This is a genomic window from Nostoc sp. 2RC, assembly GCF_014222165.1.
GTDB lineage: Bacteria > Cyanobacteriota > Cyanobacteriia > Cyanobacteriales > Nostocaceae > Nostoc > Nostoc linckia.
This window is the reverse complement of record NZ_JACKZU010000223.1, coordinates 1-13,130: the sequence shown is the minus strand read 5'-3', so window position 1 is coordinate 13,130 and position 13,130 is coordinate 1. Positions and strand designations below refer to the sequence as shown.

10 protein-coding genes are annotated in these 13,130 nt (G+C 40.0%); 3 read left to right on the top strand and 7 right to left on the bottom strand.

The annotated features are described in order from the left end of the window. Positions 1 to 301: 301 nt before the first annotated feature. From trxA to GNE10_RS22345, 4 genes are all read right to left on the bottom strand, one after another. Positions 302 to 625, bottom strand: coding sequence for a thioredoxin (trxA, locus tag GNE10_RS22360; RefSeq protein WP_099072817.1), 324 nt, complete (start codon positions 623 to 625; stop codon positions 302 to 304). Between the two features lie 419 nt (positions 626 to 1,044). Continuing rightward, positions 1,045 to 2,208 (bottom strand): GuaB3 family IMP dehydrogenase-related protein, encoded by a 1,164-nt coding sequence (locus GNE10_RS22355; protein ID WP_099073212.1) that lies wholly within the window; start codon positions 2,206 to 2,208, stop codon positions 1,045 to 1,047. Between the two features lie 80 nt (positions 2,209 to 2,288). Further along, complete coding sequence (locus GNE10_RS22350) at positions 2,289 to 2,819, bottom strand: YdcF family protein (protein ID WP_185567049.1); 531 nt, start codon at positions 2,817 to 2,819, stop codon at positions 2,289 to 2,291. A gap of 775 nt (positions 2,820 to 3,594) precedes the next feature. Beyond that, positions 3,595 to 4,956 carry an NAD(P)/FAD-dependent oxidoreductase gene (locus GNE10_RS22345; protein ID WP_185567048.1) on the bottom strand — a complete coding sequence of 454 codons (1,362 nt, stop codon included), beginning with the start codon at positions 4,954 to 4,956 and terminating at the stop codon, positions 3,595 to 3,597. A gap of 508 nt (positions 4,957 to 5,464) precedes the next feature. On the opposite strand from GNE10_RS22345, the gene ilvC reads away from it, so the two are divergent. After that, entirely contained in the window at positions 5,465 to 6,460 is a 996-nt protein-coding gene (gene ilvC / locus GNE10_RS22340; protein WP_099072660.1) for a ketol-acid reductoisomerase, read from the top strand. A 101-nt stretch (positions 6,461 to 6,561) separates the two neighbouring features. Here ilvC and GNE10_RS22335 read toward each other — a convergent pair whose 3' ends face one another. Both GNE10_RS22335 and GNE10_RS22330 read right to left on the bottom strand, forming a co-directional pair. Continuing rightward, a complete protein-coding gene (locus GNE10_RS22335) occupies positions 6,562 to 7,044 on the bottom strand; it encodes an SET domain-containing protein (protein WP_185567047.1) in 483 nt (160 codons plus the stop codon). Between the two features lie 260 nt (positions 7,045 to 7,304). After that, positions 7,305 to 8,186 (bottom strand): DMT family transporter, encoded by an 882-nt coding sequence (locus tag GNE10_RS22330; RefSeq protein WP_185567046.1) that lies wholly within the window; start codon positions 8,184 to 8,186, stop codon positions 7,305 to 7,307. 471 nt (positions 8,187 to 8,657) lie between these two features. Between GNE10_RS22330 and GNE10_RS22325 the strand changes: the two genes are divergently transcribed. After that, entirely contained in the window at positions 8,658 to 10,205 is a 1,548-nt protein-coding gene (locus GNE10_RS22325; RefSeq protein ID WP_185567045.1) for a glycine betaine ABC transporter substrate-binding protein, read from the top strand. Positions 10,206 to 10,272: 67 nt separating this feature from the next. On the opposite strand, the gene GNE10_RS22320 is transcribed toward GNE10_RS22325, so the two are convergent. Next, positions 10,273 to 11,631 (bottom strand): hypothetical protein, encoded by a 1,359-nt coding sequence (locus GNE10_RS22320; RefSeq protein ID WP_185567044.1) that lies wholly within the window; start codon positions 11,629 to 11,631, stop codon positions 10,273 to 10,275. A 168-nt stretch (positions 11,632 to 11,799) separates the two neighbouring features. Between GNE10_RS22320 and GNE10_RS22315 the strand changes: the two genes are divergently transcribed. Further along, positions 11,800 to 12,969, top strand: a complete 1,170-nt coding sequence (locus tag GNE10_RS22315; protein WP_185567043.1) for a benzoate/H(+) symporter BenE family transporter — start codon at positions 11,800 to 11,802, stop codon at positions 12,967 to 12,969. Positions 12,970 to 13,130: the final 161 nt, after the last annotated feature.

The following is a 13,130-nucleotide window of genomic DNA, read 5'->3' as shown; positions in this document are numbered from 1 at the left end:
TTAAAGGGTAAAGGGGAAAGGGGAAAGGGGAAAGGTTTTAAATCCCTTACCCTTTACCCCTGCCCCTTATCCCCACTTCGTGGGGGCCCCACCTTCCCCTTCCCCAGACCTCACCCAGCATTTTTGGGTGTTGTTTTTCAGCTAGCAAACTGCTGAAAATATTAAAACATGCTTAAATTCCCTAAAAATATAAACAAGTTTGAAAGACTAGGAACTTTAGTCTTTCAAACTTGTTTGCAAAAATTAACTTAAAGTTACAACAACATATATAACTCAGGAGGATTTTTTTGCCAATTGAGTTTCAAAGATACTTTTCAAGAGTGGTAGCTAATGTAGTTTTAGGCACAGCGCCAACCACCATATCCACTTTTTGTCCACCCTTAAAAATCATTAATGTTGGAATACTGCGGATGCCGTACTGACTAGCAACATTAGGATTTTCATCCGTGTTGACTTTGACAACTTTGATTTGACCTTTGTACTGTTCAGAGATTTCATCGACAACAGGAGCTACCATACGGCATGGTCCGCACCAGGGTGCCCAAAAGTCAACTAAAACGGGTACATCGCTGTCGAGAACTTCTTGCTTAAAAGTAGAATCTGTAACTTGTGCGGCTGCTGACATGCCTAAAACCTTCGCCAAATATATCTGAGCTTCGTGAAAATTCTACCATAGCAAAAACATTGCTTCGGAGTAGAGGATGTACATTTGCAAAGAAGCTTTAGAATTTATTCATAAACATAAGGAACCGCCCGAACAGTAGTCCGGGCGGAGTGTGGTGTGAGGAGTGAACGGAAACATGCGTCTCCGCTATTTCTATTGTAGGCGACAGATAGGATTTTTCCAGGAATTGTTTAGGGGCCTGGAAAAATTTATTTAATAATTTGTTGGGGATTAGGGATTAGGAGTTAGGAGTTAGGAGTTAGGAGTTAGGAGTTAGGAGTTATTTTCCCCCTGCTCACACTCCCTTATCTCCCCATCTCCCCATACTTCGGCTCCGCTCAGTACAAGTCTCCCCATGTCCCATGCCCCATGTCCCAATTCTATTTGCCCATTCCTAATTGCTGAGCTTTTTGGTAAACTTTGCCTTCGGTTAATAGCGAGGGAGCAATCACAACTTCTACTTGCTGCATTTCTTTGATATTTTTCGCTCCTAAGGTGCCCATGCTTGTCTTTAAGGCTCCTAAAAGGTTGTGAGTGCCATCATCTAGCACTGCTGGGCCAATGAGTATTTGCTCTAGGCTGCCAGTGGTGGCAACGCGAATGCGAGTGCCACGTGGTAAAACTGGGCTGGGAGTTGCCATGCCCCAATGATAACCTCGTCCTGGGGCTTCGGCGGCTCTGGCAAAGGGTGAGCCAATCATCACACCATCAGCACCACAGGCGATACATTTGCAAATGTCGCCACCGGTGATTAAACCACCATCAGCAATGACGGGGATATAGTTACCAGTTTCCTTGTAATAATCATCTCGTGCCGCAGCACAATCAGCGATCGCAGTGGCTTGTGGCACACCCACACCCAACACTCCACGAGATGTACAAGCCGCACCAGGGCCAATTCCCACTAGTACCCCAGCGGCTCCAGCTTTTAACAAATTTAAAGTGACTTCGTAAGTTACACAATTCCCCAACACCACGGGAATAGGCATTGAACGACAAAATTCTGCTAAATCAAGTGGTATTAACGACTCTGGTGACAAATGCGCTGTAGAAACTACTGTAGCCTGGACAAAAAATAAATCTGCCCCAGCTTTTGCCACTGCCTCACCATATTTGCTGGCTCCGGCTGGAGTTGCACTCACAGCAGCAATGCCACCTTGTTGTTTAATTTCCTGAATACGTTTTTCTATTAATTCCGGTTTTATTGGTTCGGCATAGAGTTCTTGCATCAGGGTAACGAATTCATCTTTTCCCACGGAGGCAATACGATCTAATATTGGGTTTGGGTCAGGATAGCGAGTTTGAATGCCTTCTAAGTTGAGGACACCTAATGCTCCTAACTGCGACAAACGCACAGCCATACCAACATCTACTACGCCATCCATTGCACTAGCAATTATTGGGATTTCTCGCTCAATATTGCCAATACGCCATTTAGTATCTGCCAAACTGGGGTCTAGTGTTCTGTTACCGGGGACTAGAGCAATTTCATCTATTCCGTAAGCTCTGCGAGCTGTTTTTCCCCGCCCAAGTTGAATTTCCACGCTTTAACTTTTCTCAAATCTGTTTAAGCTAGGGTATCAAATTGTGGGGAAAGTTGGGGCGTTTTTTTCCCGAATTATATTTAGTGTTTCCTTTTAGCTGCATCGACACCAGTGTAACCAGTTGCTAACCAAAGTATGGCTCTTGCACCATCTCGAATGGATTTTTCAATAGATTCAGGAGGACTTTCTGAGGGAACTGGCACTGGTTTTAAATAAATACCACGGCTACCTAAAATAATTTCGCCGATGACGCAAGCCCGACGCATATGAAAGTCAGAAGTAATCAAATAAACACTCTTGATCCCACGAGCTTGCAAATCATCTACCAAAGTTGTAAAATTGGTAACTGTATCCACTGCTTCATAGTCCAAGTGTAAGCGTTTAGGATCGACACCAGCTTTAGTAAATACTCGTTGTGTATACTTTGCTGGGCTACCTCCTGTAATCCAGATTGGGATGTCTGGATGCTTACGGACAAATTCTGCGGTAAACTTTTCTCGCTCTAAACGTCTCGTTGAACCACCCAAAACTATAACGGCTTGCGGCTGTACAAATAGGTTTTGTACTTCTTTGTATCCCCACCACATCACTAGCGGCAGGACAAAAGCCATAAATTTAAAAGATTTACCTGTAAAGAGTAGCTTATTCAAGGCTCGATAACTTAATTTAGTGAGTCGAAAATTTTCTCTAACTAAAAAACAAAAATAGTAGAGTGGCAACCTCCCCAAATAACCCGCCCAAACTAGAATTTAGGCCATTTTTTGTGTTGCGATGCGCTTAATCGCGCTTTGCTTCGAGATATTCCTCTAATTGATGGATTATCCTAACCTGTATCTGCCGATCCATCAAAGGGTTGCAACCACTTTATATATCAATAAGGAAAATTAGACATCTCCAATATTAAGTAGGCCGATGTAAATAATTATTGTTGGGATAAGGCAGGGGGCAGGGAGCAGGGAGCAGGGGGAGAAAGAGTTTGAGCCTTATTTACTTTTCTTTACATAGTTTGGTTTTATTTCACCGACTTACTTAATTCTGCGTTGCCCGAAATCATTCGTAGGGGCGTAGGCTTTACCATTGGTGTCAACTTGACGTAAAACCCTTGTAATGACGTTAGAGCAAACTTATTCAATTACTAACTAATCCACAGTCACCCCACCCCGGTTTTGTCTAAAGCCAAAACCTCCCCTCAGAGCTTGCGGGGAGGGGATTGAGGGCTGGGGTAAAACTGCTGTGGAGCAAGACTTTAAGCTTCAGGTAAGTAGGGTTAAGGCAACAGACGCGATAAATCGGCGTCTCTACAATAATCATTTTTTCGTAGAGACGCCGATTTATCGCTTTGGAATTTAGAATTTTAATCAAAAAACCTGAACAGAACCTTATTGGTTACACATTTACTGGCTGTTTGTTAGCTTCTGATCCGTCGTAAGTGTGGCGATCGCCAATTCCTAAGTGTATGGCTGATTCTTGGCCTGTAATTAATCTAGCTCCACGATTACGGGTGAAATAATTCCACGCCCACTGAATCATCACTACTAATTTGTTGTCAAATTCAATTAAGAAATAAATGTGAATTAATAGCCAAAATACCCAAGCAAAGAATCCTTTGAGCTTGAAGAAACCCAAATCCACCACAGCTGAATTTTGCCCAATCATCGCTAAACTACCGCGATCTACATAAGCAAAGGCTGGCAAGGTTTTACCTGCTAGACGCTGTTGAATTAGTTGGGCAACATATTCTCCTTGTTGCGTTGCTACAGGAGCAACACCGGGTAATGGCTTGCCATTTTGATGAGAAAAATTCGCCAAGTCCCCAATAACAAAAATATTCGGATATCCTTTAATACTCAAGTCTGGTTCGACGATAACGCGTCCAGCGCGATCGCATTCAACAGCTGTGCGTTCTGTTAGCACTTTTCCCATTGCCGAAGCTTTCACACCTGCTGCCCATAATATCGTTTTTGAGGCAATTTCTTTGACTTCATCCCCTTGTTTGAGGGTAACAATATCATTTTCAATATTGGTTACTAATGTTTTTGTTTGGACAACCACTCCCAAGTTTCTCAGAGATGCTTCGGCTTCTTGTGACAACTCTGGTGCAAATGGTGGCAGAATTCGATCCAATCCTTCTAAGAGCAAAATTTGGGCTTCTGAGGTGTCGATGTTGCGGAAATCTTCTTTGAGGGTTTGGTTTGCCAATTCGGCGATCGCTCCCGCCAATTCTACACCAGTAGGGCCGCCCCCAACAATCACAAAAGTTAACCAAGCACGGCGTTTTTCTGGGTCGGTTTCTTTTTCCGCCGCTTCAAATGCCATAAAAATCCGGCGACGCATTTCTATAGCATCTTCTACAGTTTTCAAGCCGGGAGCGAATTCTTCCCAGTTGTCTTTGCCAAAATAGGAATGCTTCGCACCCGTAGCCACAATCAATGTGTCGTAAGGTATTGCTTCGTCCCCCACAATTACTTTTTGTGCTTCTGGATCGATATTATTCACTTCTCCCAACAGCACTTTTGTATTCTTGCTTTTACTCAGTACAGAACGCAACGGCGATGAAATATCAGCCGGAGACAAAGCACCTGTAGCTACTTGGTAAAGCAGGGGTTGAAATAAATGAAAGTTACGTTTATCAATTAAAGTAACATTTACTGCTGCCTTAGAAAGTGTTTTTGCTGCATAAAGTCCTCCAAAACCACCACCAACAATGACAACTTGATGGGTTGGTTTCTTGTCAAGTGAGTTTACCATAAGAAATATTTCTCTGTTTGACCAGTGCTGTAACTATTCTTAACAAATTTGTATCAAAACTGTCATCAGAAATTTTGTGTTGTTTTTTACATTTACTCAATAAGTTAGTTAATTAAAACTCCAGATGTATATGTGGACACTGGAAAAGAAACTTTTTGTTAACAAAGTAACTTTTATTTCATAAAAATACAAAAAAATATTAATTATGTAGATTTACTGACAATCTCTCAGGTGTTATGTAAGTTGAAAAACAAAGGAACTCGCGACTAGAGAATTCCAAAAAATAAATTATTCCGGTAAAAGTGTTGACCGTTGAGTGTTAACTGTTAACTGTGAACCGTCAACAGTCAACAATCTTCTATGGAATATTTTTTTACTTACAAGTCCCCTAGAGAAAACTTTCTCAACTCCCAATCACCAATCCCGAATCGCTAGTTTTTAGCTACTCAATTTAAGGTACAATCATAAACCTGCCAATTAATGATGCTTGCTGACAGGAGATGCTTCTATGGCCCGGATGTATTACGACGAAGATGCCAATTTAGACCTTTTGGCTGGAAAAACTATTGCTATCATTGGCTATGGTTCCCAAGGTCATGCCCACGCTCTCAATTTAAAAGATAGTGGTTTGAATGTGATTGTGGGACTATATCCGGGCAGTAAGTCAGTGGCCAAAGCCGAAGCAGCCGGGTTAACTGTGAAAAATGTTGCTGATGCGGCTAATGCTGCTGACTTCATTATGATTTTGTTACCTGATGAAGTCCAAAAAACGATTTACAAAAACGAGATTGAACCGAATTTAGAAGAAGGTAATGTGTTAGCCTTTGCCCACGGTTTTAATATTCATTTTGGGCAAGTTGTACCACCAGCGAATGTAGATGTGGTGATGGTAGCACCCAAAGGGCCTGGGCATTTGGTACGCCGCACTTATGAAAATGGGGAAGGCGTACCAGCGCTGTTTGCAGTGTATCAAGATGCCACTGGTCAGGCACGCGATCGCGCAATGGCATACGCTAAAGGTATCGGCGGGACTCGCGCTGGGGTTCTGGAAACTACTTTCCGCGAAGAAACTGAAACCGATTTATTTGGCGAACAAGCAGTATTGTGCGGTGGTTTGAGTGCTTTAATTAAAGCCGGATTTGAAACTTTGGTAGAAGCTGGTTATCAACCAGAATTGGCTTATTTTGAATGTCTGCATGAAGTCAAATTAATTGTTGACTTGGTTGTAGAAGGTGGTTTAGCCAAAATGCGCGACAGCATTTCTAATACTGCTGAATACGGCGATTATACCCGCGGGCCGCGGGTTGTCACCGAACAAACCAAAGCCGAAATGCAGAAAATTCTCAGCGAAATTCAATCTGGGCAATTTGCACGGGAATTTGTTCTAGAAAACCAATCTGGTAAACCAGGATTTACCGCCTTGCGTCGCAAAGAAGCCGAACACAAAATTGAGGAAGTTGGCAAAGATTTACGCGCCATGTTTAGCTGGTTGAAAAAAGCCTAACCAGAATGTAGAGACGTTGCATTGCAACGTCTCTCTCTACAATGATTTTGAAATTACCTACAGATGTGATTTAATGTACAGCACAGATGCATTACCAAACATTATTTTCTTTTGGTTTTGAGATAATCTGCAATGTATTCTCCATAGCGATCGCGCAATATTTGTTCCCGGAATTTGAATCCTAATGTTTTCCCTCTACAGTATGGAGATTTGCACAAACACTCCAAGACAGCAATTGATTCATATTCAGTGGTTTCGTAGTCCCAGGTAATTTCTTCACCTGCTTTGATATCGCACAAAGCAACGAAGTCATATCCCCCAAACTGATTGTTCTTGACACCAGTATTTCCATAGCAAGAATGGTTAATGACTACAGCAGGCTCATCTAAGTTGACATGCAAATTAAAATCCATCTGAAATGAATAAATTGTTCGTTGGGAAACTTCTTCAATTGGAATACCCACCACGACGGTTTCCCCTTTGACAAATTTCTTTCTAGCAAATACTCCTCGTCCTTTTGCTGTTTCCTGAATAGTCACATGAGAATTGAGCTTTGCAGCTAAAATCGACTCTATTGTACTCATAGATAAAAAATCACTAGATTTAAATTTTTTTTGGCTTCTAAGTTTCAAACAGCGTCTTATATGATGTCCGCCAAATCATCCATAATAAAAAGTTTGTAGTGAGGACTTCAGTCCTCAAAGCTAGGACTAAAGTCCTCTCTGCGAGACGCTACGCGTAGCTTGCTTCCCCGTAGGGGTACACTACGAGCAAACATTTTTTTATTGAATTGAATTAACCGGACATGATATTAGTTAAATTTCATTTTCGAGGTACAAGTCTGTTAACTGCTCTGTACCTCGACTTTTGCTTCCGGTTCAATCTTTTCAGGACTTTGACTGAGAACCAGAGCAACTAAGACAAGAATCGCGCCAATTAAACCGCGTATTCCCAAATGCTCTCCAAGTAGCCAAAACGAGAAAATTGTAGCGAACAATGGCTCAAGTGTATAAAGTAAAGCCGTTTCTTCCGCTGAAACCCATTGTTGTGCTAATGTTTGAAGCCAGATGACAGCAGCCGTCGCCAACAGCCCTAAGTACAGAATCACTCCCCAGTGCTGCTGAATGACCTCAAATTGGTGAAAAATTTGCGTGTTATTCCAAAGTAACCCTAGCGCCGCAATGAACAAAAGTTGAACACTGGTGAGTGTCAAGGTGGAGTGACGGGGCGCAACTCGGTCTAGGAAAATGATGTAACCTGCATAGATAAAAGCATCAACGAACATCAATACATCGCCAATTCCTAGTTCTCCTCCTTCCCAAAACATCACACCAATACCAATCACAGCTACTCCAGCAGCTAGAAAAGCTCTCAACGGTACGCGCTGACCACTTAGCCATGCGAGCAACGGGACTATGAGTGCGTTCAAACTGCCAATGAATGCAGCCCGGTTTGCTGGTATAGTCTTGAGTGCAATTGTTTCTATAGCTAAGAACAAGAACAGGAAAAGCCCCAGTACTGTACCATCACGAAATAAAACTGGGTTAAAATTACGTAAATTTACTGCTAAAACCGCAGCTGCTATGACAAAACGTGTAGCAATTAATGTACTTGGTGAAAGGCTGCTAACGATGTCTTTAATCAGTGGAAAAGTTGTAGCACTAATTACATTAACAAGGATAAGCAGTATTAATCCTTTGAAACGCAATGTATTTCCAATTTGCATCAAACCATTTGATTCAATAATATTTCTATAAATCCATTTTTAGTTGGGGAAGTTGTAGTCATATGACTTTCGCAATTTCATGTTTTTTCGATGTTGCAACTAAAATTAATTCCAACCAAATTGTATCATTTGTTATGCAATATTTAAGATTTTTAACTAAAAAAAATCCTATAGTCACAAAAATTCTGTCAGCGAGAAAGTAAATCCGCACAATAAAACAAAACTATGTAAAGAAAAATAATAAAGCTAAAACTCTTGCCTATTACTAACTTGCTGATTGTCTATTCACTTATTTAAACTACAAATTTTGATGCCGACTTAACTGAGGTAACAGTAAAATAATTCTAAATGCCAGTCAACCGTAGACCGAAAAGTTTTGCGTTAACATACTCCTAACATTCAAAAGTCAAGCATAAACACAGTTAATACATATAATTAGTTTAAATAACTAAATTTTACTGGGAGATAACTTTGTTTTCTAACCGATATGTGCTAGAAATTATCCTCCGCACCGGAGAACATTTAATATTAGTTGTAATTGCAATGGTGGTGGCGGTATCCATTGGAATACCTTTAGGTATTTTCATTACTCGCCAACCGAAACTCGCTCAACCTATTATCGGTGTAAGTAATGCTATTCAAACTATTCCCAGTTTAGCTATTTTTGGCTTTTTGATTTGGGTACCATTTCTGGGAGGAATCGGCAAAATTCCTGCTATTGTTGCCTTAATTCTTTATGCTTTGCTCCCAGTAATTCGCAACACTTATATCGGTATTAATGGTGTTGAGCCGGCAATTAGAGAAGCAGGACGAGGTATGGGAATGACAGACCGCCAATTACTATTTCAAGTAGAAATTCCCTTAGCTTTAGGCGTAATTTTGGCAGGAGTTAGGGTTGCAACAGTTATTTCTGTGGGAATTGCTACCATTGCATCAGCAATTGGCGGCGGCGGTTTAGGGGTGTTTATTTTTCGAGGGATTGCTACCCTGAATAATCAGTTAATTTTAGCTGGAGCGATACCTGCAACTTTGATTGCGTTGAGTGCAGATTTGAGTTTGGGATGGTTAGAAAAAAACCTGACGCAGCAAAGAGAAAAAAATTTGAGTTTTAATCGGAAAAATGCCATTTATTTAGCTATAGTAACGTTACTGATTGGAGGATTAATTGGCTTTACTTATTGGCTGACACCACCAACAATTATTATTGGCTCTAAAAATTTCACTGAGCAAGTTATTTTAGGAGAATTACTGGCTCAACAAATTGAATCTCATACTAAATTAAGGGTTGATAGACGCTTAAATTTAGGCGGAACTTTTATCTGTCATGAAGCTGTAAAAGCAGGTCAAATTGCTGGATATGTAGAATACACTGGCACGAGTTTTACATCTATTTTAAAACAAAAACCTATTAATAATCCGCAAATAGTCTATCAAAAAGTTAAACAAGACTACGACCAGAAATTTAAATTAGAAGTCATGCAACCGTTGGGAGTAAACAGTACCTACGCTATGATTATTCGAGGTGAAGATGCTAAACGTTTGCAAATCAAAACTCTTTCTCAAGCAGCTAAATATACTCCCCAATGGCGAGCCGGATTTGGATATGAATTTATCGCACGAGAAGATGGCTACCCAGGTTTAGCTAAGACTTATGGTTTCAAGTTTAGTAATCCTCCTCAACAAATGGAGTTAGGATTAATGTATAAATCCTTAGCAGAAAAAAAAGTAGATATCATTGCAGCCAATTCTACTGATGCCTTGATTCCTGTTCTTAAGTTAGTCATTTTGGAAGATGACAAGCGATATTTTCCTCCCTATGAAGCTATCCCTGTGTTCAATCAAGTAACACTGAAAAAATATCCAGAACTAAGAGCCGCTGTTAGTCAACTAGCTGGTTTAATTTCAACTGAAGAAATTCAAAAGATGAATTATCAAGTGGATAATCAATCTGTTCCTGTTGAACAAGTTGTTAGCGATTGGCTGAAGTCTAAGAAACTGATAAATGAAATGGGAACGTAAGACTTATATTTTATTTTTTAGACTAAAATGGAAATGACATTTGCTACCCATTAATGTTATGAATCGCTCATAGTTTTTCCTGAATTTGCTCGAATATCCAATTGGGAATGGCATGTTCTTTGTCGTAAACATAGTTATATTTTTGCTCTATTTTTTGCCAATCAATTGCAGTGTCTGACAAAATTTCTTGAGCAAATATATCCAAGGCTTTACCCGATAAGTTTTTCTCGAAACATTTTTTCATCATCAAACGACTTTCATCAATTTCGCCAATACATTCAAAAGGTGTATGTTGGGACAAGCCAAGCATTTCTCGAAAAATAGGTACTAAATCTGCATCATCAAATAAATTTGCTTGAAAAACTGCATCCACAATATCCTGTTTGAAAAAAGCCATTAAGCCTAACCAAACATAGGCGCATTTCGGACATTTTTTACACCAAGGCTTTTGAATATTACAGGAATGGATTTTTGATAGAACTTCGGGATATTTACTAAAGTTTTTAAAGATGCGATAGTCGTAGATGGGTTGTAAGAGACTGAAATATTTGAAATTAGATAAGAGATTTTCTCGAATAAATATGTCTAAAATTTGTTCAGCTTCAAAACCTTTACCCCATTGATGGTTAACTTCTCTACCTAAATCTTCCCAAAACAAATTTCCAGTATTGGCACTTTTTTCATGAGCTAAAGATAAGTAATTATATCCGCCATCGAGCATGATAAATAAAGATTCAAAGATAGAAACGGGAGTTTCGGGTGCGGTTATTCCTGAATTTTCGGGGAAATATAATTGCAGAAAAGAATAGTCAATAAAATCATCGTAAATCGAAATTTTATAATTTTTAACTGGATGAACGTGTTGTAAGACTTTACTAATTAAATTATGCTGAATATCAGCTTTACCATAAACACTATGAGAATATTGCATTGAGGCAAAAGCAATACCTGATTCTTCTAAGATTTTCATGGCGAGAATACTATCTTTGCCTCCGCCACAACCAGCGAGGATGGTAGAGTTATCTCCTAATATGGGAACAGGATTACTTGCTGCTAAACTCGACTGTGAATAGATAATTTCTGGTTGCTGATAATCGGTAATTTGATTTTCATACCAATGCTGAGCAAATACGCCTTGATATATTTTGATAAATAACTCTAAAACTGGCTTTGCTAAATATTCAGCAATTCTAGAAATATCATAGTATTTAGGCAATAATGAACATAATTTCATGCCTTCAAATAAGGCAATATGAGCAGCAATGCGTTCGATTAATTGTTGAGAATATTTTTCTTGAAGTACAGAAAAAGATATATCGTGATAGAAAACTTTGGTGGAAAACTTAAATTTATCTGCACTGTATATTATGTCTAAATGATGTTCATGAATTAGCAATTCATCTATTTTAATAACTTCTATTTTCATTAGTTTTTTAAACCCCTGTTAATAAGTAGCGATCGCTCCTAATAAAATTAAATCAGTAAAGGCGATCGCTGCTCAAATTTTTCTTAATAAGCATAAAATTAATCAAAGTAAGTAAGCAAGTTTTCTCATTACTTTTAAGATTAGTTAATATCGAGCTTAGGTACATGCATGGTTTTATTTAAAGATTTTTCTATTTCTGCGGTAATAGCAGGGTTCATCACTGTACTAGTGGGCTTTACTAGTTCTGCTGTTATTGTTTTCCAAGCAGCTGAAACTCTTCATGCCTCACCTAATCAAATTAGCTCATGGATGTGTGTACTCGGATTAGGTATGGGTATTACGTGCATTGTATTATCCCTGCGTTACCGCGTTCCGATAGTGACAGCATGGTCTACACCAGGTGCAGCTATGTTAATTACTACTGCATCTGGGGTACCAATGGCGGAGGCCATCGGAGCCTTTCTGATTTCAGGGGGGTTAATCACACTTTGTGGCTTTAGTGCCTGGTTCGAGCGCATAATTGACCGAATTCCAATGTCCATCGCTTCGGGGATGCTGGCTGGTGTATTACTGCGTTTCGGACTCGATACTTTTATTGCGATGAAGACGCAATTCGTGATGACATTCGCGATGTTATGTATATACTTAATTACACGACGTATACGGCCGCGCTATGCTGTTATTTTTACCTTCATCATAGGTATATTTATTGCAGAAGTACAAGGATTGCTACATTTAGACGTAGTCAGCTTACAAATAGCAAAGCCTGTTTTTACAGCACCGCAGTTTTCAATTCCTACACTTATTGGGGTGGCATTACCTTTATTTGTAGTTACCATGGCCTCACAAAACGTGCCTGGAGTAGCAGTAATCCGTGCATCAGGTTACTCAGTACCAATATCCCCATTAATTGGTTGGACAGGAGCTACAACCTTCGTTTTGGCACCTTTCGGTGCATTTGCTTTGAATTTGGCAGCCATCACAGCTGCTATTTGTATGGGGCGAGAAGCACATGAAGATCCGACAAAGCGTTATGTAGCATCTATCGCCGCGGGTATCTTTTATATCATCATTGGATTGTTTGGTGCTACTGTAAGTGAACTTTTAGCAGCCTTCCCTAAAGAACTTGTCCATGCGATCGCTGGACTGGCTCTTTTAAGTACTATCGGAAATAGTCTTGCAACCGCGGTAAGTCATGAGGGGGAACGCGAGTCTGCCCTCATTACATTTCTTGTAACAGCATCTGGTGTTACATTATTCGGCATCGGGTCAGCTTTTTGGGGTTTAGTTGTCGGTGCATTGTCATTAGCAGCTTACTATTGGTCTGCTAAAACCTGAGAATATATTTCACTAATAAACCCGGTTTTGACTCTATGTGGGTTGGAAGTCCCCAGCGTCTCAATACGGTTCGGATAAGCAGTATGAACTTCCCTTGTCGTCTGGGAAAAGGCTAAGGGGTAAAGCATGTATTTGAAACCTTTCCCCCTTCCCCTTTCCCC